This window comes from Kluyvera genomosp. 1, from assembly GCF_001266615.1.
In the GTDB taxonomy this organism is placed as follows: Bacteria; Pseudomonadota; Gammaproteobacteria; order Enterobacterales; family Enterobacteriaceae; genus Kluyvera; species Kluyvera cryocrescens_A.
In genome coordinates, this window is the sequence record NZ_LGHZ01000025.1 from 41,151 (window position 1) to 61,050 (window position 19,900).

The window sequence follows — 19,900 nt, forward strand, 5'->3', positions numbered from 1 at the left end:
GTAAGCCAGGCTTACAAAGATATGTAAAAGGCACACGCCAGAAGGTACGGGCAATGTTGAAATTTATATTACGTCGCTGTCTGGAAGCGATTCCGACACTTTTTATTCTTATAACGATCTCCTTCTTTATGATGCGTCTTGCACCGGGCAGTCCATTTACCGGTGAGCGTACTCTACCGCCTGAAGTTATGGCGAACATTGAAGCTAAATATCACCTGAACGATCCTATCGGCGTCCAGTATTTCAATTATTTGAAACAACTGGCACACGGCGATTTTGGCCCGTCATTTAAATACAAAGACTATTCCGTGAATGACCTGGTAGCCTCAAGCTTCCCTGTGTCAGCGAAATTGGGTTTTGCGGCCTTTTTCCTTGCGGTAATTCTCGGCGTGAGTGCTGGCGTTATTGCAGCGCTTAACCAAAACACGAAATGGGATTACGCCGTCATGGGGGTGGCAATGACCGGGGTGGTCATACCGAGCTTTGTTGTTGCGCCGCTGCTGGTGATGATCTTTGCGATAACGCTGCACTGGCTGCCCGGTGGTGGGTGGAACGGCGGGGCGCTTAAGTTCATGATCCTACCAATGGTGGCGCTCTCTCTGGCCTATATCGCCAGCATTGCCCGTATCACCCGTGGATCAATGATTGAAGTTTTGCACTCTAACTTTATTCGTACTGCGCGCGCTAAAGGGCTGCCGATGCGACGGATTATTTTCCGTCATGCGTTAAAGCCTGCGCTGCTGCCGGTGCTTTCTTATATGGGCCCTGCCTTCGTCGGTATTATTACCGGTTCGATGGTTATCGAGACGATCTACGGCTTGCCGGGCATTGGACAGCTGTTCGTCAACGGGGCGCTTAACCGCGATTATTCCCTGGTGCTGAGCCTGACTATTCTGGTTGGCGCATTGACGATCCTGTTTAACGCGGTTGTAGACGTCCTTTACGCCGTGATTGACCCGAAAATCCGTTACTAAGGCTGGAGCTCGCCATGATTTTAAGTAAAAAGAACAGCGAGGCACTGGAAAATTTCAGTGAGAAGCTGGAAGTGGAAGGACGCAGCCTTTGGCAGGACGCCCGTCGACGCTTTATGCATAACCGCGCGGCGGTCGCCAGCTTAGTGGTACTGGTGCTGATAGCGCTGTTTGTGACGCTTGCACCGATGTTGTCACAGTTTTCCTATTTCGATACCGACTGGGGCATGATGTCCAACGCGCCAGATTTGGCTTCTGGACACTATTTTGGTACCGACTCATCCGGTCGTGACCTGTTAGTGCGCGTGGCTATCGGTGGTCGTATTTCGTTAATGGTTGGTATCGCTGCTGCGTTGGTAGCGGTTGTGTTGGGCACGCTCTACGGTTCGCTTTCCGGCTATCTGGGTGGCAAAGTAGACTCCGTGATGATGCGTTTGCTGGAAATTCTCAACTCTTTCCCGTTCATGTTCTTTGTTATCTTGCTCGTAACCTTCTTCGGGCAAAATATCCTGCTGATCTTCGTGGCCATTGGGATGGTTTCCTGGCTGGATATGGCGCGTATCGTACGCGGCCAGACCCTCAGTCTGAAACGTAAAGAGTTTATTGAAGCGGCACAGGTCGGTGGGGTTTCAACCCTCAACATCGTGGTTCGCCATATTGTCCCCAACGTACTGGGTGTGGTGGTGGTATACGCCTCGCTGTTAGTGCCTAGCATGATCCTGTTTGAATCATTCCTAAGCTTCCTCGGTCTGGGTACCCAGGAGCCGCTCAGCAGCTGGGGCGCCTTATTAAGTGATGGCGCCAACTCCATGGAGGTTTCTCCATGGCTGCTGCTGTTCCCAGCGGGTTTCCTGGTAGTAACCCTGTTTTGTTTCAACTTTATCGGCGATGGCTTGCGTGATGCCCTCGACCCGAAAGACCGCTAAGGAGTGATGCCATGAGTACGATTGAAATGGTGAACGCCCCGCAGCAGCAAAAATCTGGCCTGCTGTTGGATGTGAAAGATTTACGCGTCACCTTCAGCACGCCTGACGGCGATGTGACGGCGGTGAACGATCTTAATTTCAGCCTGAAAGCGGGTGAAACGCTAGGTATTGTCGGGGAATCTGGTTCTGGAAAATCCCAGACGGCATTTGCCCTGATGGGATTGTTGGCAGCGAACGGGCGCATTGGTGGCGTGGCGAGCTTTAACGGACGCCAGATCCTCAATCTGCCGGAAAAAGAGCTGAACAAACTGCGCGCTGAGCAGATCTCGATGATCTTCCAGGACCCGATGACATCGCTGAACCCATACATGCGCGTCGGCGAACAGCTGATGGAAGTGCTGATGCTACATAAAGGCATGGGCAAAGCGGAAGCGTTTGAAGAGTCTGTCAAAATGCTGGACGCGGTGAAAATGCCGGAAGCGCGTAAGCGCATGCGCATGTTCCCGCACGAGTTTTCCGGTGGTATGCGTCAGCGTGTGATGATCGCCATGGCGTTGCTGTGCCGGCCAAAGCTGCTGATTGCCGATGAACCAACCACCGCGCTGGACGTCACCGTTCAGGCACAGATCATGACGCTGCTGAATGAGCTTAAGCGCGAATTTAACACCGCCATTATCATGATCACCCACGACCTTGGTGTCGTTGCCGGGATCTGCGACAAAGTGCTGGTCATGTATGCCGGACGCACCATGGAGTACGGTAACGCGCGCGATGTGTTCTACCATCCGGCGCATCCGTATTCGATGGGACTGCTCAATGCGGTACCACGTCTGGATGCCGAAGGTGAAGCGCTTCTGACGATCCCGGGCAACCCACCAAACCTGATGCGTCTGCCGAAAGGCTGCCCATTCCAGCCGCGCTGCCCGCACGCGATGGAAATCTGTAACAGCGCTCCGCCTCTGGAGGAGTTTGCGCCTGGCCGTTTACGCGCCTGCTTTAAGCCGGTGGGGGATCTGGTATGAATGCCGTAACCGAAGAACGAAAAGTCCTGCTCGAAATTGCCGACCTGAAAGTGCATTTTGATATAAAAGACGGCAAGCAGTGGTTCTGGCAGCCGTCCAAAACTCTGAAAGCCGTCGATGGCGTGACACTGCGTCTGTACGAAGGTGAAACCCTCGGCGTAGTCGGTGAGTCTGGCTGCGGTAAATCCACGTTTGCGCGTGCGATTATTGGCCTGGTGAAAGCCACCGAAGGCAAAGTGGCGTGGCTGGGCAAAGATTTGCTGGGCATGAAACCGGATGAATGGCGTGCTGTGCGCAGCGATATTCAGATGATATTCCAGGATCCACTGGCCTCCCTGAATCCGCGCATGAACATTGGTGATATTATCGCCGAGCCGCTGCGCACCTATTATCCCAACATGCCGCGTCAGGAAGTCCGTGACCGCGTGAAGACGATGATGATGAAAGTAGGTCTGCTGCCAAACCTCATCAACCGTTATCCGCATGAGTTTTCCGGTGGCCAGTGCCAACGTATTGGCATTGCTCGTGCGCTGATCCTTGAGCCGAAACTGATTATCTGCGATGAGCCAGTATCTGCGCTGGATGTTTCCATTCAGGCACAGGTGGTCAACTTGCTGCAGCAGTTGCAGCGTGAGATGGGGCTGTCACTTATTTTTATCGCTCACGATCTGGCGGTAGTGAAGCACATCTCTGACCGTGTGCTGGTGATGTATCTGGGACATGCGGTTGAGCTTGGTACCTACGATGAGGTGTACAATAATCCGCTTCATCCATACACCAAGGCGTTGATGTCGGCGGTACCGATTCCAGATCCGGACCTCGAAAAAACGAAAACGATCCAACTGCTGGAAGGGGAACTGCCTTCGCCGATCAACCCGCCATCAGGCTGTGTGTTCCGAACTCGCTGCCCGCTGGCAGGACCAGAATGTGCGAAAACCCGTCCGCTTCTGGAGGGAAGTTTCCGCCATGCGGTTTCCTGTCTGAAGGTTGACCCGTTATAATCGACAGGGCTGGCAAGTTGCCAGCCCTTTTTTATACGAGGTTACAACGTGATGGCTATCAGCGCTTTGCGCCATCGTCTTTATCATTTTCTCTTCGATCAGCGTACTCATTCCAGCCGACGCTTTGAAGCATTGTGCGGACTGTTTGCTTTATTAAGCGTCATCGCCATCTTTATTGAGTCGGGTATCGGCACGACCTATCACTTGACCTTCGATGAATGGCACGCTTTCGTTTGGCTGGAAATCGCGTTTACCCTGGTCTTCACCCTGGAATATTTCCTGCGGCTTTTTTGTTGGCCTAATCCTGCACGCTATGTGTTTAGCTTCTGGGGATTTATTGACCTGGCGACCATTCTGCCGTTTTACGTCATTATGTTGTGGCCTGAAATTGGCGTGGAATATCTTTTTGCCTGGCGGGCGATGCGCGTCATCCGCGTTCTGCGCATATTAAAATTATTGCGGCTTATGCCAGCGCTGAATAGTTTGTGGGGAGCCATCGTTAACTCTCGACATCAGTTGATCCTGTTCTATGCCTTTATTGGTATTGTTATGATCGTTGCCGGGGCGCTGATGTACGGTATTGAAGGGCCGGTAAATGGTTTTACTACGCTCAGTACCTCGGTCTATTGGGCGATTGTGACGGTGACGACGGTTGGCTATGGCGATATTACGCCGCATACGCCAGCGGGCAGAATGGTGGCATCGATTCTGATCCTGATTGGCTATTCCGTCATAGCGATTCCGACAGGCATTATCAGTGCGCAACTGACTAGCGAATTTCAGAAGCGTCGCGAGGAGCGCGTTTGTCCACATTGCAAACAGCGCGATCACGAGCCTCGAGCTCATTACTGCAATTCTTGCGGTACCGCGCTGCCGAATAAACTATAACGGTATCAATACGGATATAAAAAAGGGCAGCGCCGCTGCCCTTACTTTTTACTCGCGCCAGAGAATATGGCAGAGCTTGTGATCTTTCTCGCGACACAGCAGAACGCGCGCGAAGATGTCGTTGAGTTCACCGCCATCCGTTTCAGCCAGACCAATCACCACTTCCGCAAAGAAATCAGGGTTCAGATCGTAATCAACGTGTTCTTTCCAGTCTTCAGATGGGTCAAACAGCTCAGCACCGCCGCGCTCTTCAAACTGCAGGTTGAAGAGAATGATATCTGCCGGGTCAAGATTATCGCCCGCCAGTTCAAGGAAAATATCGTAAGCCTGTTCGAGCGTTTCGTCTTCGGTCAGGCGATTGTTTAAATCCATATCCATAATGACTACCTGTTAAGTTCTGATGGGCACGTTTTACAGCAACGGACTGAAGAAGTAAAACAGCCGCTCGGCAATACGATGCCAGAACGGACGTTTCACCCACAGCCGTGCGTCCAGCAAGCGTGAGCGTGAAATATAATCGTCCTGTACCGCAGCCAAATCGGCACCGAATCCGGCATCGTCGATGACGAGCGTTATCTCAAAGTTGAGCCACAGGCTACGCATATCAAGGTTAACCGTGCCGACAAGACTGAGCTCGCCATCGACCAGCACGCTCTTAGTGTGCAACAGGCCACCTTCAAACTGATAAATTTTGACGCCCGCTGCCAGAAGCTCGGTAAAGAATGCGCGGCTGGCCCAGCCGACCAGAACCGAATCATTTTTGCGCGGCATGATAATGCTGACGTCAACACCGCGCTGTGCGGCGGTACAGATGGCGTGAAGCAAATCATCGCTGGGAACGAAATAGGGGGTGGTCATTATCAGGTATTCCCGTGCGGAATAGGCTGCAGTTAGTAATGCCTGATGGATTAAGTCCTCTGGGAAGCCCGGGCCCGAAGCGATAGTCTGAATGGTATGACCGCTGGCTTCCTCAAACGGCATGATATTGAGGTCTGGTGTCGGAGGTAAAATACGCTTACCGGTTTCTATTTCCCAATCACACGAGTAGACAATTCCCATTCCAGTGGCGATAGGGCCTTCCATACGCGCCATTAGATCGATCCATTGCCCGACGCCGGAATCCTGTTTAAAGAAGCGCGGGTCGACCATATTCATACTGCCAGTATAGGCAATATAGTTGTCGATCATGATCATTTTACGATGTTGGCGTAAATCCATACGTCGTAAAAATACACGCATCAGATTGACCTTAAGCGCCTCGACAACATCAATGCCGGCATTACGCATCATGGCTGCCCACGGGCTGCGGAAAAAGGCGACGCTGCCTGCGGAATCTAACATCAGGCGGCAATGAACGCCACGGCGTGCGGCGGCCATCAGCGATTCTGCGACCTGATCGGCCATTCCACCGGGCTGCCAGATATAGAAAACCATCTCGATGTTATGGCGCGCGAGCTGAATATCGCGAATGATCGCCTGCATCACGTCATCGGTTTCGGTTAATAACTGTAGCTGATTGCCTTTCAGGCCAGCGATCCCCTGGCGACGCTCGCAGAGCTTGAACAGTGAAGAGGCCACCTGGCTGTTGTCTTCGGCAAAAATATGTTTGCAGGCTTTAAGATCGTTGAGCCATTTAGCCGTAGAAGGCCACATTGCGCGTGCGCGTTCGGCGCGGCGTTTACCGAGATGCAATTCACCCAATGACAGATAGGCAATAATCCCAACCAACGGCAGGATATAAATGATAAGCAGCCAGGCCATTGCTGATGGCACTGCGCGACGTTTCATTAGAATACGTAAAGTCACCCCGGCGATTAACAACCAGTACCCCAGAATAGCCATCCAACTCACTACGGTGTAGACGGTTGTCATATTTCGAAAATCCTTTTGAAAGCCAGTTGTTAAGAGTTTACGCATCACAAGACATCTGGCAAATAAAAACGCGATGAGAAAGCACTGGTCAGCGATTAGCAAGGGGCTATAATGAGCCGTCTTTATTGGAAAGAGCGTTAGAAATGAAGCGTAGTAGACCCGAAGTGGGGCGCTGGCGGATGCTAAGACAAGCAAGCCGTCGTAAATCGCGTTGGCTGGAATCTCAGTCGCGTCGCAACATGCGCATCCACGCTATCAGAAAATGCATTGTCGGCCGGCAGCGCAATTGCCTGCTTTACGCCATTTACGAACTCTGATAGTAAAAAAGGGCACCGTTACGGTGCCCTCTGTCTTTTCCGGCTGGCGCTACGCCAGCGGCATATCAAAATACTTTCTTATATGGCTTAACTGAAACCTGCTGGTAGACGCCTGCCGCAACATATGGGTCGTCCTGCGCCCAGGATTGGGCCGCTTCCAGAGATTCGAATTCCGCAATCACCGTTGAGCCGCTAAATCCTGCAGCACCGGGATCGTTGCTGTCGACGGCTGGCATTGGGCCAGCGGTCAACAAGCGGCCTTCATCGTGCAACAACTGCAGTCGCGCCAGATGAGCGGGGCGGACGGACAAACGTTTTTCAAGAGAGTCGGCGATATCCAGGGCATAGATGACATAAAGCACGGGCGGAACTCCTGTTTAAATAATTTGCGGATTACGTTAAGGGAAAGCGCCATTGACTGCAATGCAAAGTTTTGTAACGGATAAAAGTCGTGATTCTGCGTGGTTTTTTTAGGCAACCCCGGTAGAAAGTTGACCGAAGATAAGATGTCTTATTGAATATGATTGCTATTTGCATTTAAAATCGAGTTCTCATTTTTCAACTGTAACGACTATGACCGCAATGACCCTTGATTTACCTCGCCGCTTTCCATGGCCGACGCTCCTCTCTGTTGGTATCCACGGTGCCGTCGTGGCGGGTCTGCTATATACCTCGGTACATCAGGTTATTGAACTGCCGGCACCCGCTCAGCCGATTACCATCACAATGGTCGCGCCCGCAGACTTGGAACCGCCTCAGGCAGTAGAACAACCGCAACCGGTTGTTGAGCCTGAACCGGAACCCGAGCCAGAACCGATTCCAGAGGTACCGCAGGCGCCGGTCGTTATTCATAAACCAAAGCCGAAGCCTAAACCAAAACCGAAACCGGTGAAAAAAGTGGAACAGCCTAAACCGGAAGTGAAGCCGGTTGAGCAGCGACCGCTATCAACGGTTAATAAAGATGCGCCGCCAGCGCGCTCCGTTGCGAATAATCTGCCGGGTGCGAGTGCGCCGACAACGAGCGCGCCTACCGGTCCTCGTGCGCTGAATCGCCAGCAGCCAGGCTACCCAACGCGCGCACAAGCGCTGCGTATTGAGGGTAAAGTGCGGGTGAAATTTGATGTGACCGCCGATGGTCGTGTTGATAATGTTGAAATTCTGTCTGCTCAGCCGTCCAACATGTTTGAACGCGATGTCAAAACCGCCATGCGCAAATGGCGTTATGAGGCGGGCAAGCCGGGTACCGGACTGATTATGAATATTGAGTTCCGCCTGAAAGGCGTGCAGATGAACTGATTGAAAAGCCCCCGAAAGGGGGCTTTGTGTTATGCGGCCAATACGTTATCCAGCGCTTTTTGCGCGACAACCAGATGCTGCCCACCAAACAGAATTGCTCGGTTAATCAGGGTATACAACTGATAGATTGGCTGCCTATCGAGAAAATCAGCGGGAAGCGGAGAGACGGATTGATACCCATCGTAAATTTGCGGTGGTTGATCCGGATGCAGCGGTAACATCGCCAGGTCGCATTCACGATCGCCCCAGTAGCAGGCAGGGTCAAACAGATATGGACCATTCGGCCCCAGTGCGCAGTTATTTGACCACAAATCGCCATGCAGCAGAGATGGCTGTGGTTGATGTGAGCTTAGTCGTTGCTGAATATGTTCGACAATGGCGTCGATATCACCAAACTTCATCCCTTTTTCAGCCGCCAGTTCAAGCTGCCAGCCAATACGCTGTTCAGCGAAGAAGTTAGACCAGCGGCGCTGCCAGGCATTGGGCTGCGGTGTGGTGGAAAGATCGTTATCGAAGTCGAGCCCGAACTGAGGCTGATCGCTCCATTGATGCAGATGGGCAAGCTGCTGCCCGAGTAAAAAAGCGTTGTGCGCATCGAGTGGACGGGGTGGCAGATATTCCATGACCAGAAAACTGTAGTCACGGTCGGAACCGACAACAAAGACTTCCGGGACGGTCACGGTTTTACTGCGGGAGAGCAGCTCAAGCTGGTCGGCTTCCGCGGTAAAAATGGGCAGTAATTCACGTTCATCGCATTTTACGAAAAAATCCCGGCCAGCATATTTTAGATGCCACGCGGCATGAATTTCTCCGCCTGGCAGTTCATTGCGCTGTTCGATTTCGCCACTTCCAAGTTGCTCGCCTAACAGGCTACCGATCGCTTGCCACATGATGTCTCTCCCCATGTTTTCTGCCATATCATAAGGTTAGCGCATAAGTACAGGGTAAAATTCGAGCTATACCGCACAACGGATAAAAAAACTGCTGGAAGCGCAGGGCAAATGCTTCCGTTTCTGCTACGAACGTGTGGTGTGTCACTCAATGTGACGATGGGGCAACCACCATGATGCACTCCATTGTTAACAATGGAGTTTTGTTAGCATAGTCGATTACGGGTATTTCGCGACCCACGGGTGAACCCGTGAGTCCGTTTTACTGTACATTTAGTGCTGTTGCAGATAGTCGAAGATCTTTTGCGTATTATCGTGGGAGCATAAGCGCGTCCCTTGGTTAATCGTGGCGGCGCTGCCGGCAGCAACGCCATAGCGCACCATGGTTTTCAGGTCGGTATTTTCTGCAAGCTTCAGGGTCATGGCTCCCACCATGCTATCTCCGGCGCCGACGGTGCTTTGACTTTTAATTGGCGGGGGAACAACCTGCACACAGCAATTGGCATCTACGGCCAATGCCCCTTGCGCGCCTAAGGAAACGACTACGCGATGCGCTTTACCGCTGCGGACAATTTCCTGGGCCGCTGTACGGACATCATCTGGCTGTATTAATTCCCGTTGTACAAGCGCGCTGAGTTCTTTCTGATTGGGTTTCACCAGCTCGATATGACCAATATTCAGCGCGGCAGCTAAAGCTTCTCCAGAACTATCGATAATGCAGCGTAAGCCCTGCTGTTGGGCGGTTTTTATCAACGTAACAAATGCCTCAAGTGAAACGCCCGGCGGCAGACTACCGCTGATAACCAGCAACGAACCTGTGGGTATTTGTTGAACCTTTGCCCGTAGTTTTTCTAACTCATCCGCGTGGAGCGTAGCTCCGGGCATGACAAAACGATACTGCTCGCCGCTAGCATCAACGTGAACATGGAGGTTTTGCCGCGTCCATTCCTGAGTCTCGATACTTTCGACGCAGACGTTTTCTGCCAGAAGCAACTCCGACAGGTGTTGGCCGGTGGCACCGCCTACGGGAAAAATCGCCGTGGCGTTGCCACCAAGGAAAGTGATGGCGCGTGCAACGTTGATGCCTCCACCGCCCGGCTCAAAAATGGGAGAGGTACAGCGAAGTTTGCCCTCTGGATATATTTGTGGCGTTTGGGTGGCGCTGTCGAGTGAAGGGGCAAGCGTCAGGGTGTAGATTTTTACCATTGCGATAACCTCCCTTTATGTACCGTTAGGTTGTGATAAACCCTATCGCATTTCAGTCTGGCACCAGGCGGGCGATAAAGAAAGAATCAACAGCATGATTTTTATAGAGAATGGTAAATGACACTCATTTTTTAATATAAAATAAAATATGTTTTAAGGTGTTTCTTATTCAAAAAATGACAGAAGAATAAGATTGCTATGTTATACGTGCCTTTTTATAATTTGTTGCCTTTCTATGGACCACCCCGTCGTTGATCCTCGCGAAAGTTTCCGGGACGAAATCGTCTCCTTTTTTGTTGTACGGACTCTTAATAAATGAAGCTTTTGAAGACAGTACCGGTAGCGGTTGTGCTGCTGGGGGGCGTGTTTGCGTCTGCGTATGCAACCGCCAGTGATACCGTTTTTACTGTCATGGATGACCCAAGTACCGCTAAAAAGCCTTTTGAAGGCGATATTAATGCGGGTTACCTCGCACAATCAGGCAACACCAAAAGTTCATCGGCTACCGCTGATACTACGCTGACCTGGTATGGCGAATCGACGGCATGGTCCCTGTGGGGCGCTGCCAGCAATACCTCCGCTAACGATGAACGTTCTTCCGAAAAGTATTCGGCGGGCGGCCGTAGTCGTTACAATATGACCAGCGTGGACTATCTGTTTGGCCAGGCAAGTTGGCTGACCGACCGCTACAACGGTTACCATGAACGTGACGTGTTTACCACCGGTTACGGTCATCAGTTCCTGACTGGTCCTATCCACAGCTTGCGTTTCGAATTTGGTCCTGGTGTACGTTACGATGAATACACTGATGGCAATACGGAAACTCAGCCACTGGGATATGCTTCCGGCGCCTACGCCTGGCAGATGACGGATACCACCAAGTTTACCCAGGGTGTATCTGTGCTTGGGGCGGACGATACCACGGTCAACTCCGAAACTGCGCTGAGCGTTGCGATTAACGAGCACTTCGGTTTGAAGGTTGCGTATAACGTGACATGGAACTCTGAGCCACCGGCAACGGCGCCGAATCATACCGACCGCCGTACATCGCTGACCTTGGGTTACACCATGTAATAATTTTCAGGCCGGGAATACCCGGCCTGTGTTCTGATATTTATCGTTTAGTGTTATTATTAAATACAACCACTGTTTTATTTTAATAAAAATACAAGTTCTCCATAATATCTCCACATTCGACTTTTCAGACATATATTCAGTAAATTTGACACGAATAGCTAAATATTTTGACTAGCCAAAAGTGTGATCTGGATCTAGACTATGTTCAAGGGCAATATGATGCCTTAGCATTTCAAAGTCTTAATCAAGTCAGAGAATAAACATTATGAAAAATATCAAAATCGCATCTGCAGCAATTCTGCTGTCGGCAATTTCTTTCGGCGTATTTGCTGCTGAACCTGCATCACAGCCTGCCAGTTCTACTTCTACCGTAACAACGGCTCAGCACGTTGGTATTTCCAGCGCCTATGACGTTGAAGCAGGTTCTAACATCGCTCCGGGCTCTCAGTCTACCGGTCAGTCTATGGATGATGCATTTAACGTGCACACCCTGGTTGCTGGTGGTTGGTCCTAATAATTCTGTGCTGTAATAATTTGATTTTCTATTGATTATTAATACCGGCAGAGAAAACCGGGTAGAGTTGTACCGGTTTTTCTGACTGCTATTATTCTTTTTTAAAATAAGAATCTTCAGTTTTTGTCATTAAATTTTCAGTCTAAATAAAACTTCCCGCACATATTGTCAATAAACGCACGCGAAAAGCATTTTTTGTATATATTTTAATACTAAGACATTAACGTGAGTGTTCGTTTAATTACGTTCCAGTCGTCCCGAGATATCATTTCCATTATTAACCCCAAATCATGGCCGCCCATCTGAGCAACAACATGGCACCGCAGATGGCTATTAGCACCAGCACCATTTTCCAGTGTTTCTTGGCAAATCGGTCTGTAGGCATAATCTGATCCTTTCAATCAAACGTTGACTTAGTGTACCAGAATCGCTGGCAAAAATAGCAACGTGCACGGGGAAGGGCAATTGCGACTTTTATCATGTCCTTATGATGTGTAAACTAACCTACGGTGTTATCAACAGGCGGATGTAGGAGGGCAAGAGTACGCGGTACTCGTTCCCCATTTTTCGCAGAGTGAAGCGGAAATCAATCCATAACGTGTTGATAAATTTAATCATATAGTTTTGTATGTGCTCTTTCGTGTGGGGCACCACTGCAAATAAGGACATGAAATGCCTGTAATTACTCTTCCTGATGGCAGCCAACGCCATTACGACCATTCCGTTAGCCCAATGGATGTTGCTCTGGACATCGGCCCTGGTCTGGCAAAAGCCACCATCGCTGGCCGTGTTAACGGTGAATTGGTTGATGCTTCCGATCTGATTGAAAATGACTCAACGCTGTCTCTCATCACCGCAAAAGATGAAGCCGGTCTTGAGATTATTCGTCACTCGTGTGCGCACCTGCTTGGTCATGCGATCAAACAGCTGTGGCCAAACACCAAAATGGCGATCGGCCCGGTTATTGACAATGGTTTCTATTATGACGTTGATCTTGACCACACGCTGACCCAGGAAGACATCGACGCGCTCGAAAAACGTATGCACGAGCTCGCCGAGAAAAACTATGATGTCATCAAGAAGAAAGTGAGCTGGCATGAAGCCCGCGATACTTTCGTCTCGCGTGGTGAAACCTATAAAGTTTCTATTCTTGATGAAAACATTTCGCATGATGACAAGCCTGGCTTGTATCATCACGAAGAATATGTCGACATGTGCCGCGGTCCGCACGTGCCGAATATGCGTTTTTGTCACTACTTCAAGCTGATGAAAACAGCAGGCGCCTACTGGCGTGGCGACAGCAACAATAAGATGTTGCAGCGTATCTATGGTACTGCATGGACGGATAAGAAAGCCCTCAATGCTTACCTGCTGCGTCTGGAAGAAGCGGCGAAGCGCGATCACCGTAAAATCGGTAAGCAGCTTGACCTGTACCACATGCAGGAAGAAGCGCCGGGCATGGTGTTCTGGCATAACGATGGCTGGACTATCTTCCGTGAGCTGGAAACTTTTGTACGCTCCAAGCTCAAAGAATACCAGTACCAGGAAGTGAAAGGCCCGTTCATGATGGACCGCGTGCTGTGGGAAAAAACCGGGCACTGGGACAACTACAAAGATGCCATGTTCACCACCTCTTCAGAGAACCGTGAATATTGCATCAAGCCAATGAACTGCCCAGGCCATGTTCAGATCTTCAACCAGGGTCTGAAATCCTACCGCGACCTGCCGCTGCGTATGGCTGAGTTCGGTAGCTGCCACCGTAATGAACCATCAGGTGCACTGCATGGCTTAATGCGCGTACGTGGATTTACTCAGGATGACGCCCACATCTTCTGTACTGAAGAGCAGGTGCGTGATGAAGTTAACGCGTGCATTCGTTTAGTCTATGATATGTACAGTACTTTTGGCTTCGAGAAAATCGTCGTCAAACTTTCAACGCGTCCGGAAAAACGTATCGGTAGCGATGAAACCTGGGATCGTGCAGAAGCCGATTTGGCTGTTGCGCTGGAAGAAAACGGCATCCCGTTTGAGTATCAACTGGGTGAAGGTGCCTTCTACGGTCCGAAAATTGAATTTACCCTTTATGACTGCCTCGATCGTGCATGGCAGTGCGGTACCGTTCAGTTAGACTTCTCTCTGCCGTCTCGTCTGAGCGCCTCTTATATTGGCGAAAACAACGAACGTCAGGTACCGGTGATGATCCACCGTGCAATTCTTGGTTCACTGGAGCGCTTTATTGGCATCCTGACCGAAGAGTTTGCCGGCTTCTTCCCAACCTGGATTGCACCAGTGCAGGTTGTGGTGATGAATATCACTGATTCTCAGTCTGAATATGTCAACGAATTGACTCGTAAACTGCAAAATGCGGGCATTCGTGTAAAAGCAGACTTGAGAAATGAGAAGATTGGCTTTAAAATCCGCGAGCACACTTTACGTCGTGTCCCTTACATGTTGGTCTGTGGCGACAAAGAGGTAGAAGCAGGCAAAGTAGCCGTGCGTACCCGTCGTGGCAAAGACTTGGGCAGCCTGGACGTAAATGAAGTTATCGAGAAGCTGCAACAAGAGATTCGCAGCCGCAGTCTAAAACAACTGGAGGAATAAGGTATTAAAGGCGGAAAACGAGTTCAAACGGCACGTCCGAATCGTATCAATGGCGAGATTCGCGCCCTGGAAGTTCGCTTAACAGGTCTGGAAGGCGAAGCTTTGGGTATTGTGAGTCTGAGAGAAGCTATCGAAAAAGCTGAAGAAGCTGGAGTAGATTTAGTTGAAATCAGCCCTAACGCCGAACCGCCAGTTTGTCGTATCATGGACTACGGCAAGTTCCTTTATGAAAAAAGTAAGTCTTCTAAGGAACAGAAGAAAAAGCAAAAAGTTATCCAGGTTAAGGAAATCAAATTCCGTCCTGGGACCGATGATGGCGACTACCAGGTAAAACTCCGCAGCCTGGTACGCTTTCTCGAAGAGGGCGATAAGGCCAAGATCACGCTGCGTTTCCGCGGTCGTGAAATGGCCCACCAACAGATTGGTATGGAAGTGCTTACGCGCGTCCGTGACGATCTGAGTGAACTGGCAGTAGTCGAATCCTTCCCTACGAAGATCGAAGGCCGCCAGATGATCATGGTGCTCGCTCCTAAGAAGAAACAGTAAGGCCTTCAAGTAGCAATGTCTGTGGAGCCCTTGGGCTTCACAGGTACTGTTCGCCTACGTTTCGTTTATTAACAATGCGAAGTGGAAGTTATTAAAATGCCAAAAATTAAGACCGTACGCGGTGCTGCTAAGCGCTTCAAAAAAACCGGTGGTGGTGGATTTAAGCGTAAGCACGCAAACCTGCGTCATATTCTGACCAAAAAATCTACTAAACGTAAACGTCACCTGCGTCCAAAAGGCCTTGTTTCTAAAGGCGATCTGGGTCTGGTAATCGCGTGCCTGCCGTACGCATAAGCCGTTAACGTTTAACTTTTTTTCACTAAGAATATAGATACAGGAGAGCACATATGGCTCGCGTAAAACGTGGTGTAGTTGCCCGTGCACGTCACAAGAAAATTTTGAAACAAGCTAAAGGCTACTACGGTGCGCGTTCTCGCGTATACCGCGTTGCCTTCCAGGCTGTTATCAAAGCAGGTCAGTACGCTTATCGTGACCGTCGTCAGAAAAAGCGTCAGTTCCGTCAACTGTGGATTGCGCGTATCAACGCAGCAGCACGTCAGAACGGTATTTCTTACAGCAAATTCATCAACGGCCTGAAAAAAGCCTCTGTTGAAATCGACCGTAAGATCCTGGCTGACATCGCAGTATTCGACAAAATCGCGTTCACCGCGTTAGTTGAAAAAGCGAAAGCAGCACTGGCGTAAGCCAGTTGGAAGAGGGAGCTAGTCTCCCTCTTTTCATTTTAACTGTATCAATGCATTGACATTTATTCCCGTAGCCCTTTCAATAAAGGTTCTACGATCCTTACCACACAAGGTAACGCAAGCATGAATGCTGCTATTTTCCGCTTCTTTTTTTACTTTAGCACCTGAATCCAGGAGGCTTGCGCGTGAAAGAAGAAACGGAAAACAGCGCCTAAAAGCCTCCCTGATGGAGGCTTTTTTTATACGCGTCATCCTTCACGTTGTCTCTGTATTGGCTGCATTCGCTCTTTTGCCGCCTTGATACAACGTGAATGATTTAGCGTATATACGAGCGACTAGAGAATATCGCCACATAACGAGGAAAACCATGTCACATCTCGCAGAGCTGGTTGCCAGTGCAACAGCCGCCATTAACCAGGCTTCAGATGTTGCCGCGTTAGACAACGTCCGCGTCGAATACTTGGGCAAGAAAGGGCATCTGACCCTTCAAATGACCACCCTGCGTGAGCTGCCGCCGGAAGAGCGTCCAGCCGCGGGTGCAGTGATTAACGAAGCGAAAGAGCAGGTTCAGCAGGCACTTAACGCGCGTAAAGCCAGCCTGGAAAGCGCCGCGCTAAATGCTCGTCTCGCCGCGGAGACTATCGATATCTCCCTGCCAGGTCGTCGTATTGAAAACGGTGGTTTGCACCCGGTAACTCGTACTATCGACCGTATTGAAAGTTTCTTCGGTGAGCTCGGCTTTACCGTTGCGACGGGCCCGGAAATCGAAGATGACTATCATAACTTCGATGCGCTGAATATCCCGGCCCATCACCCGGCACGTGCTGACCACGACACTTTCTGGTTTGATGCAACGCGTCTGCTGCGCACCCAGACTTCTGGCGTACAGATTCGCACTATGAAGGGTCAGGAGCCACCAATCCGTATCATTGCACCGGGCCGCGTTTATCGTAATGACTACGACCAAACTCACACCCCAATGTTCCATCAGATGGAAGGTCTGATCGTTGATAAAAACATCAGCTTCACCAATCTGAAAGGCACACTGCATGATTTCCTGCGCAACTTCTTTGAGGAAGACCTGCAGATTCGTTTCCGTCCGTCCTACTTCCCGTTCACTGAACCATCTGCGGAAGTGGATGTGATGGGTAAAAATGGTAAATGGCTGGAAGTTCTGGGCTGCGGCATGGTGCACCCGAATGTCCTGCGTAACGTGGGTATCGATCCAGAAGTCTACTCCGGCTTCGCTTTTGGTATGGGTATGGAGCGTCTGACCATGCTGCGTTACGGCGTCACCGATTTACGTGCGTTCTTCGAAAACGATCTGCGTTTCCTCAAACAGTTTAAATAAGGGCAGGACAAAACAATGAAATTCAGTGAACTGTGGTTACGCGAATGGGTGAATCCAGCTATTAATAGTGAAGCGCTGTCAGGTCAAATCACCATGGCTGGCCTGGAAGTTGACGGTGTTGAAGCGGTTTCCGGCAGCTTCAACGGCGTCGTTGTAGGTGAAGTCGTTGAGTGCGGTCAGCACCCTAACGCGGACAAACTGCGTGTAACGAAAGTCAACGTCGGCGGAGAACGTCTGCTGGACATCGTCTGCGGCGCACCAAACTGCCGTCAGGGGCTGAAAGTCGCGGTGGCGACTATTGGTGCCGTACTGCCTGGCGATTTCAAAATCAAAGCGGCTAAACTGCGTGGCGAACCGTCCGAAGGGATGCTGTGTTCCTTCTCTGAGCTGGGTATTTCCGACGATCACGATGGCATTATTGAACTGCCTGCTGATGCGCCGCTGGGTACTGATATCCGTGAATACCTGAAGCTTGACGACAACACCATCGAAATTAGCGTCACGCCAAACCGCGCCGACTGCCTGGGTATTATCGGTGTTGCTCGCGACGTTGCGGTACTGAACAAACTGCCGCTGAACGAGCCAGAAATTGCACCGGTTGCCTCTACTATCGCTGATGTTCTGCCGATTGAGGTTGAAGCCGCCGATGCGTGCCCGCGCTATCTGGGTCGTGTGGTGAAAGGTATTAACGTTAAAGCACCAACGCCACTGTGGATGAAAGAGAAGCTACGTCGCTGCGGCATCCGCTCCATTGATGCGGTGGTTGATATCACCAACTATGTGCTACTGGAACTGGGCCAACCGATGCATGCGTTCGATAAAGATCGCATCGAAGGTGGGATCAAAGTTCGTATGGCCAAAGAAGGTGAAACGCTGGTCCTGCTGGACGGTAGCGAAGCTAAACTCAGCGCCGATACGCTCGTTATTGCTGACCACAACAAAGCGCTGGCCATGGCCGGTATCTTTGGTGGCGAACACTCTGGTGTGAACGATGAAACCCAGAACGTTCTGCTCGAATCCGCATTCTTTAGCCCTCTGTCCATTACTGGCCGTGCGCGCCGTCATGGTCTGCACACGGATGCGTCTCATCGCTATGAGCGCGGTGTCGATCCGGTTCTGCAGTACAAAGCCATGGAACGTGCAACTCGCCTGCTGATCGAACTGTGCGGCGGTGAAGCCGGTCCAATCATCGATGTTACCAGCGAAGCGACGCTGCCGAAGCGCGCGACTATCACTTTGCGTCGTAGCAAACTGGATCGCCTGATTGGTCATCACATCGCGGATGATCAGGTCACCGATATTCTGACCCGTCTGGGTTGCGAAGTGACCGTCGGTCAGGATCAATGGCAGGCGGTTGCGCCAACCTGGCGTTTCGATATGGAAATCGAAGAAGACCTGGTTGAAGAAGTTGCCCGCATTTATGGCTATAACAGCATCCCGAACGAGCCTGTACAGGCCGGTCTGGTGATGGGCAGTCACAAAGAAGCTAACCTGTCGCTCAAGCGTGTGAAAACCATGCTGAATGATAAAGGCTATCAGGAAGTTATCACCTATAGCTTCGTTGACCCGAAAGTTCAGCAGTGGATGCACCCAGGCGAAGAAGCGCTGATTCTGCCAAGCCCAATCTCCAGTGAAATGTCTGCAATGCGTCTGTCCCTGCTGACCGGCCTGCTGTCGACTGCGGTATACAACCAGAATCGCCAGCAGAACCGCGTACGTATCTTCGAAACCGGTCTGCGTTTTGTTCCGGATACGCAAGCTCCGTTGGGCATCCGTCAGGATGTGATGCTGGGTGGGATTATCTGCGGTAACCGCTATGAAGAGCATTGGAACCTGGCAAAAGAGACCGTTGATTTCTATGATATGAAGGGCGATCTGGAGTCGGTTCTCGATCTGACCGGTAAATTGTCTGAAATTGAATTTAAAGCAGAAGCTAACCCGGCGCTGCATCCGGGGCAGTCTGCGGCGATTTATCTGAAAGGTGAACGCGTTGGTTTCATTGGTGTTATTCACCCAGAGCTTGAGCGTAAACTGGATCTGAACGGCCGTACGCTGGCATTCGAACTGGAGTGGAATAAGCTTGCAGACCGCGTGGTTCCTCAGGCTCAGGACGTTTCCCGCTTCCCGGCAAACCGCCGTGATATCGCCGTTGTGGTCGCTGAAAATGTGCCTGCAGCAGATATTTTAAACGAATGTAAGAAAGTTGGCGTAAATCAGATAGTTGGCGTAAACTTATTTGACGTGTACCGTGGTAAGGGTGTTGCGGAAGGCTACAAGAGCCTTGCTATCAGCCTGATTTTACAAGATACCAGCCGTACACTCGAAGAAGAGGAGATTGCCGCTACCGTCGCCAAATGTGTAGAGGCATTAAAAGAGCGATTCCAGGCATCATTGAGGGATTGAACCTATGGCGCTTACAAAAGCTGAAATGTCAGAATATCTGTTTGATAAGCTTGGGCTTAGCAAGCGGGATGCCAAAGAACTGGTAGAACTGTTTTTTGAGGAGATCCGTCGCGCTCTGGAAAACGGCGAGCAGGTGAAGCTATCCGGTTTTGGTAACTTTGATTTGCGTGATAAAAATCAACGCCCGGGACGTAACCCGAAAACGGGTGAAGATATTCCCATTACAGCCCGGCGTGTGGTGACCTTCAGACCAGGACAGAAGTTAAAAAGCCGGGTCGAAAACGCAACACCCAAAGAAGAGTAATCTGAACTAAC

At 50.6% G+C, this 19,900-nt stretch carries 23 protein-coding genes and 1 other annotated feature; of the genes, 17 read left to right on the plus strand and 6 right to left on the minus strand.

Features of this window, described 5'->3' with window-relative positions:
- Positions 1–53: 53 nt before the first annotated feature.
- The 5 genes from oppB to KP80_RS14775 are packed head-to-tail and all read left to right on the plus strand — an operon-like array spanning position 54 to position 4,808.
- Positions 54–974 carry an oligopeptide ABC transporter permease OppB gene (gene oppB, locus KP80_RS14755; RefSeq protein WP_052284410.1) on the plus strand — a complete coding sequence of 307 codons (921 nt, stop codon included), beginning with the start codon at positions 54–56 and terminating at the stop codon, positions 972–974.
- Between the two features lie 14 nt (positions 975–988).
- Positions 989–1,897: an oligopeptide ABC transporter permease OppC gene (gene oppC / locus KP80_RS14760; protein ID WP_052284411.1), complete on the plus strand. Its 909-nt coding sequence runs from the start codon at positions 989–991 to the stop codon at positions 1,895–1,897.
- A gap of 11 nt (positions 1,898–1,908) precedes the next feature.
- Positions 1,909–2,919, plus strand: a complete 1,011-nt coding sequence (locus tag KP80_RS14765) for an ABC transporter ATP-binding protein (protein ID WP_052284412.1) — start codon at positions 1,909–1,911, stop codon at positions 2,917–2,919.
- Entirely contained in the window at positions 2,916–3,920 is a 1,005-nt protein-coding gene (gene oppF, locus KP80_RS14770; protein ID WP_052284413.1) for a murein tripeptide/oligopeptide ABC transporter ATP-binding protein OppF, read from the plus strand. Before KP80_RS14765 ends, oppF begins: the two co-directional genes overlap by 4 nt.
- Before the next feature lie 51 nt (positions 3,921–3,971).
- Positions 3,972–4,808 carry an ion transporter gene (locus KP80_RS14775; RefSeq protein WP_052284414.1) on the plus strand — a complete coding sequence of 279 codons (837 nt, stop codon included), beginning with the start codon at positions 3,972–3,974 and terminating at the stop codon, positions 4,806–4,808.
- Positions 4,809–4,856: 48 nt separating this feature from the next.
- On the opposite strand, the gene KP80_RS14780 is transcribed toward KP80_RS14775, so the two are convergent.
- Both KP80_RS14780 and cls read right to left on the minus strand, forming a co-directional pair.
- Positions 4,857–5,186: an HI1450 family dsDNA-mimic protein gene (locus KP80_RS14780; RefSeq protein ID WP_052284415.1), complete on the minus strand. Its 330-nt coding sequence runs from the start codon at positions 5,184–5,186 to the stop codon at positions 4,857–4,859.
- Between the two features lie 33 nt (positions 5,187–5,219).
- Positions 5,220–6,680: a cardiolipin synthase gene (gene cls / locus KP80_RS14785; RefSeq protein WP_052284416.1), complete on the minus strand. Its 1,461-nt coding sequence runs from the start codon at positions 6,678–6,680 to the stop codon at positions 5,220–5,222.
- A gap of 143 nt (positions 6,681–6,823) precedes the next feature.
- Between cls and KP80_RS23110 the strand changes: the two genes are divergently transcribed.
- Positions 6,824–6,997 (plus strand): YciY family protein, encoded by a 174-nt coding sequence (locus KP80_RS23110; RefSeq protein ID WP_146751533.1) that lies wholly within the window; start codon positions 6,824–6,826, stop codon positions 6,995–6,997.
- 65 nt (positions 6,998–7,062) lie between these two features.
- Here the strand turns inward: KP80_RS23110 and KP80_RS14790 are convergent, their stop codons facing one another.
- Positions 7,063–7,359, minus strand: coding sequence for a YciI family protein (locus KP80_RS14790; protein ID WP_052284417.1), 297 nt, complete (start codon positions 7,357–7,359; stop codon positions 7,063–7,065).
- Between the two features lie 220 nt (positions 7,360–7,579).
- Here KP80_RS14790 and tonB point away from each other — a divergent pair, with 220 nt between their 5' ends.
- Positions 7,580–8,293, plus strand: a complete 714-nt coding sequence (gene tonB / locus KP80_RS14795; RefSeq protein WP_052284443.1) for a TonB system transport protein TonB — start codon at positions 7,580–7,582, stop codon at positions 8,291–8,293.
- 29 nt (positions 8,294–8,322) lie between these two features.
- On the opposite strand, the gene KP80_RS14800 is transcribed toward tonB, so the two are convergent.
- Together KP80_RS14800 and pfkB are read right to left on the minus strand one after the other, a co-directional pair.
- Positions 8,323–9,183 (minus strand): fructosamine kinase family protein, encoded by an 861-nt coding sequence (locus KP80_RS14800; protein ID WP_052284418.1) that lies wholly within the window; start codon positions 9,181–9,183, stop codon positions 8,323–8,325.
- A gap of 273 nt (positions 9,184–9,456) precedes the next feature.
- Positions 9,457–10,389, minus strand: a complete 933-nt coding sequence (gene pfkB, locus KP80_RS14805) for a 6-phosphofructokinase II (protein WP_052284419.1) — start codon at positions 10,387–10,389, stop codon at positions 9,457–9,459.
- A 315-nt stretch (positions 10,390–10,704) separates the two neighbouring features.
- On the opposite strand from pfkB, the gene KP80_RS14810 reads away from it, so the two are divergent.
- Positions 10,705–11,463, plus strand: coding sequence for a DUF481 domain-containing protein (locus KP80_RS14810; protein ID WP_052284420.1), 759 nt, complete (start codon positions 10,705–10,707; stop codon positions 11,461–11,463).
- 268 nt (positions 11,464–11,731) lie between these two features.
- Positions 11,732–11,980: a hypothetical protein gene (locus KP80_RS14815; protein WP_052284421.1), complete on the plus strand. Its 249-nt coding sequence runs from the start codon at positions 11,732–11,734 to the stop codon at positions 11,978–11,980.
- Between the two features lie 277 nt (positions 11,981–12,257).
- On the opposite strand, the gene yniD is transcribed toward KP80_RS14815, so the two are convergent.
- Positions 12,258–12,365: a small membrane protein YniD gene (gene yniD / locus KP80_RS23115; RefSeq protein WP_112203840.1), complete on the minus strand. Its 108-nt coding sequence runs from the start codon at positions 12,363–12,365 to the stop codon at positions 12,258–12,260.
- Positions 12,366–12,652: 287 nt separating this feature from the next.
- Here yniD and thrS point away from each other — a divergent pair, with 287 nt between their 5' ends.
- From thrS to ihfA, 8 genes are all read left to right on the plus strand, one after another.
- Positions 12,653–14,581: a threonine--tRNA ligase gene (gene thrS, locus KP80_RS14825; RefSeq protein ID WP_052284423.1), complete on the plus strand. Its 1,929-nt coding sequence runs from the start codon at positions 12,653–12,655 to the stop codon at positions 14,579–14,581.
- Positions 14,582–14,584: 3 nt separating this feature from the next.
- Positions 14,585–15,127 (plus strand): translation initiation factor IF-3, encoded by a 543-nt coding sequence (gene infC, locus KP80_RS14830; RefSeq protein ID WP_071830666.1) that lies wholly within the window; start codon positions 14,585–14,587, stop codon positions 15,125–15,127.
- 96 nt (positions 15,128–15,223) lie between these two features.
- Positions 15,224–15,421, plus strand: coding sequence for a 50S ribosomal protein L35 (gene rpmI, locus KP80_RS14835; RefSeq protein WP_003030583.1), 198 nt, complete (start codon positions 15,224–15,226; stop codon positions 15,419–15,421).
- A 53-nt stretch (positions 15,422–15,474) separates the two neighbouring features.
- Positions 15,475–15,831, plus strand: coding sequence for a 50S ribosomal protein L20 (rplT, locus tag KP80_RS14840; protein ID WP_052284424.1), 357 nt, complete (start codon positions 15,475–15,477; stop codon positions 15,829–15,831).
- 118 nt (positions 15,832–15,949) lie between these two features.
- Positions 15,950–16,074 (plus strand) — a sequence feature (Phe leader region).
- Positions 15,955–15,999: a pheST operon leader peptide PheM gene (gene pheM / locus KP80_RS23120; RefSeq protein WP_001386830.1), complete on the plus strand. Its 45-nt coding sequence runs from the start codon at positions 15,955–15,957 to the stop codon at positions 15,997–15,999. Its footprint overlaps the feature before it by 45 nt.
- Before the next feature lie 124 nt (positions 16,075–16,198).
- Positions 16,199–17,182, plus strand: a complete 984-nt coding sequence (pheS, locus tag KP80_RS14845) for a phenylalanine--tRNA ligase subunit alpha (protein WP_052284425.1) — start codon at positions 16,199–16,201, stop codon at positions 17,180–17,182.
- A 15-nt stretch (positions 17,183–17,197) separates the two neighbouring features.
- Positions 17,198–19,585 carry a phenylalanine--tRNA ligase subunit beta gene (pheT, locus tag KP80_RS14850; protein ID WP_052284426.1) on the plus strand — a complete coding sequence of 796 codons (2,388 nt, stop codon included), beginning with the start codon at positions 17,198–17,200 and terminating at the stop codon, positions 19,583–19,585.
- A 4-nt stretch (positions 19,586–19,589) separates the two neighbouring features.
- Positions 19,590–19,889: an integration host factor subunit alpha gene (ihfA, locus tag KP80_RS14855; protein ID WP_003030571.1), complete on the plus strand. Its 300-nt coding sequence runs from the start codon at positions 19,590–19,592 to the stop codon at positions 19,887–19,889.
- Positions 19,890–19,900 lie beyond the last annotated feature (11 nt).

What these genes read in the sequence shown, in the direction of transcription:
- oppB (WP_052284410.1), top strand. Translation starts at nt 54, where the DNA reads ATGTTGAAATTTATATTACGTCGCTGTCTGGAAGCGATTCCGACACTT.
- oppC (WP_052284411.1), top strand. Translation starts at nt 989, where the DNA reads ATGATTTTAAGTAAAAAGAACAGCGAGGCACTGGAAAATTTCAGTGAG.
- KP80_RS14765 (WP_052284412.1), top strand. Translation starts at nt 1,909, where the DNA reads ATGAGTACGATTGAAATGGTGAACGCCCCGCAGCAGCAAAAATCTGGC.
- oppF (WP_052284413.1), top strand. Translation starts at nt 2,916, where the DNA reads ATGAATGCCGTAACCGAAGAACGAAAAGTCCTGCTCGAAATTGCCGAC.
- KP80_RS14775 (WP_052284414.1), top strand. Translation starts at nt 3,972, where the DNA reads ATGGCTATCAGCGCTTTGCGCCATCGTCTTTATCATTTTCTCTTCGAT.
- KP80_RS14780 (WP_052284415.1), bottom strand. Translation starts at nt 5,186, where the DNA reads ATGGATATGGATTTAAACAATCGCCTGACCGAAGACGAAACGCTCGAA.
- cls (WP_052284416.1), bottom strand. Translation starts at nt 6,680, where the DNA reads ATGACAACCGTCTACACCGTAGTGAGTTGGATGGCTATTCTGGGGTAC.
- KP80_RS23110 (WP_146751533.1), top strand. Translation starts at nt 6,824, where the DNA reads ATGAAGCGTAGTAGACCCGAAGTGGGGCGCTGGCGGATGCTAAGACAA.
- tonB (WP_052284443.1), top strand. Translation starts at nt 7,580, where the DNA reads ATGACCCTTGATTTACCTCGCCGCTTTCCATGGCCGACGCTCCTCTCT.
- KP80_RS14800 (WP_052284418.1), bottom strand. Translation starts at nt 9,183, where the DNA reads ATGTGGCAAGCGATCGGTAGCCTGTTAGGCGAGCAACTTGGAAGTGGC.
- pfkB (WP_052284419.1), bottom strand. Translation starts at nt 10,389, where the DNA reads ATGGTAAAAATCTACACCCTGACGCTTGCCCCTTCACTCGACAGCGCC.
- KP80_RS14810 (WP_052284420.1), top strand. Translation starts at nt 10,705, where the DNA reads ATGAAGCTTTTGAAGACAGTACCGGTAGCGGTTGTGCTGCTGGGGGGC.
- KP80_RS14815 (WP_052284421.1), top strand. Translation starts at nt 11,732, where the DNA reads ATGAAAAATATCAAAATCGCATCTGCAGCAATTCTGCTGTCGGCAATT.
- yniD (WP_112203840.1), bottom strand. Translation starts at nt 12,365, where the DNA reads ATGCCTACAGACCGATTTGCCAAGAAACACTGGAAAATGGTGCTGGTG.
- thrS (WP_052284423.1), top strand. Translation starts at nt 12,653, where the DNA reads ATGCCTGTAATTACTCTTCCTGATGGCAGCCAACGCCATTACGACCAT.
- rpmI (WP_003030583.1), top strand. Translation starts at nt 15,224, where the DNA reads ATGCCAAAAATTAAGACCGTACGCGGTGCTGCTAAGCGCTTCAAAAAA.
- rplT (WP_052284424.1), top strand. Translation starts at nt 15,475, where the DNA reads ATGGCTCGCGTAAAACGTGGTGTAGTTGCCCGTGCACGTCACAAGAAA.
- pheS (WP_052284425.1), top strand. Translation starts at nt 16,199, where the DNA reads ATGTCACATCTCGCAGAGCTGGTTGCCAGTGCAACAGCCGCCATTAAC.
- pheT (WP_052284426.1), top strand. Translation starts at nt 17,198, where the DNA reads ATGAAATTCAGTGAACTGTGGTTACGCGAATGGGTGAATCCAGCTATT.
- ihfA (WP_003030571.1), top strand. Translation starts at nt 19,590, where the DNA reads ATGGCGCTTACAAAAGCTGAAATGTCAGAATATCTGTTTGATAAGCTT.